Genomic DNA, 2,062 nt, shown 5'->3' on the forward strand with positions numbered 1-2,062 from the left:
GGTCAATAACGAGCAGTTTATGTCGATACCATTGGTAGAAGGATTTTTTATGAAAGATGAAAGTGGTAATGTGGTAACGAAGTTGGAGAAGGTGTTCAAGCCCCCTTGTACAACTAACCAAAATTTTGAGTAAGGTTTAAAAAGGGATTATGATCTTTGGAGTAGAAATATGTAGCTAACAATACTTTTTACCGGAGGCTTACTTGATGGAATTAACTATTATCAATACCTTTACAGACCAACCGTTTAGAGGGAACCCAGCTGCTGTTTGTTTTCTTAGCGAGGAAAAGAACACAGAGTGGATGCAACAGATAGCTAAAGAGACTAATTTACCTGTTACTGCATTTATTATTAATCTTCATAAAAATGAATGTAATTTACGATGGTTTACTCCTTCTATTGAAATACCTATTTGCGGTCACGGAACACTAGCAAGTTCTTTCTTTTTATGGGGAAAAGGATACGCACAAAAAAATAAACCAATTGTCTATCAAACGAAAAGTGGAGTTCTTACTTCAAAATTGGTAGATGGAATGGTACAGTTGGAATTTCCGTCATTAATAGAGAAGGAGGCTATTGCTCCTGACTTACTAATTAAGGCTTTAGGCGTTGCTCCTACTTATGTTGGTCAAAACAAATGGGATTACCTAATTGAAGTTCAATCAGAAGAAATCGTAAGAAACTTAAATCCCGATATAGACTTAATTGCTCAGTTACCTATTCGCGGCATCATTGTAACGAGTCAATCAGATTCGAGTGAATATGATTTTGTTTCTCGTTTCTTTTCTCCAGCCCAAGGCCTTAACGAAGATTATGTAACAGGATCTGCACATTGCTGTTTAGGGCCATATTGGAAAAGTAAGCTGAACAAAAATATATTTCAAGCTTATCAAGCGTCAGAAAGAGGGGGCGTAATAAAGGTTGAAGTAGTAGAAGATATAGTTAAACTTTCTGGAAATGCAGTGACAATATTCGAAGGAAACTTAACTCTTTGATTATCTAGAATAGAGAATGAGAGCATCTCAGAATATTGCCTAATAAGTCAGGGATATCCATTAAAATAAAAAGGGTGAACGTACCTGACTAACAAGGAATGGCAAAGATTGACTCTATTATAGGTGTATGTATATTTACAAGTAAATCAATATTCTTCCATTCTATAATAGAGTCAACTTGTACTGGCGAATACCGCTATTGGACAAACTCAGTGCTTGGATTACTAATTCTAACTTTTTTCCTTTTGTCTACACTATCAAAAATATCCTCATCAAAGGAAAATCCTCGATACTCCTTTTTGTTTTGGGATTACTACCATGTAGTAGTATGTCAATATAACTATGGATGATCCGTCCTTTTACCCTCTAGAGCCCCGTTCTTTGCTACCAATTTACTATCTAATGAATTTAAATCAATTTCTGATGGATTAGGTGCATTTCCACCATAGTTATACTTAGAAGCTATGGGGAGAAATGCTAGTAAAAGACATCATCAAAAAAAATCGCAAACAAAAAATGACTATTAAAGAGATAGCGATACATCATCATGTAAGTGATAGAACCATTCATAATAAGATTAAGAAGTTAAGTTATGAATGGGGTAGCAGAAACACAAATTCTGTAGGTCTTTTTATTTTTAAAAAAATCAAATATGAAATTACCTCAAAATATTAATAATTACAAATTTTATTGTATTTATTCTGAAATATTTACAAAAAATGAGTCTATGTTACTATCAATAATGTGATTAAGAAATTTTTAGTGTTTTTTCAATTTATTTTTAACACTGGAATGAACATTAGTTAATTACCTTTATGAATTTTCTTTTAATATAAGAGGTATCCATTTGATTAAAAAAATTTCAACAATTGTAATTGTTGAAAGGTTTTTTTTTTACATTTTCTAAAGTATGAAGGAGCTACAAATTAATGAAAAAAGTACAAAAAGCAATTATACCTGCAGCGGGATTGGGAACACGCTTTTTACCTGCTACAAAGGCAATGCCAAAAGAAATGCTTCCAATCGTGGATAAACCAACTATTCAATATATTATAGAAGAAGCTGTA

General features: G+C 32.6%; 3 protein-coding genes. All 3 read left to right on the plus strand.

The window, feature by feature from the left end:
• Nucleotides 1-206: 206 nt before the first annotated feature.
• Complete coding sequence (locus AC1DUW_RS26870; RefSeq protein WP_053347776.1) at nt 207-995, plus strand: PhzF family phenazine biosynthesis protein; 789 nt, start codon at nt 207-209, stop codon at nt 993-995.
• 474 nt (nt 996-1,469) lie between these two features.
• Nucleotides 1,470-1,670 carry an HTH domain-containing protein gene (locus AC1DUW_RS26875; protein ID WP_477643936.1) on the plus strand — a complete coding sequence of 67 codons (201 nt, stop codon included), beginning with the start codon at nt 1,470-1,472 and terminating at the stop codon, nt 1,668-1,670.
• A 254-nt stretch (nt 1,671-1,924) separates the two neighbouring features.
• Nucleotides 1,925-2,062, plus strand: a 138-nt coding sequence (locus AC1DUW_RS26880) for a sugar phosphate nucleotidyltransferase (RefSeq protein WP_477643937.1), incomplete at its 3' end; no start/stop codon positions are given.

This window comes from Peribacillus sp. P4_C12 (assembly GCF_056402095.1).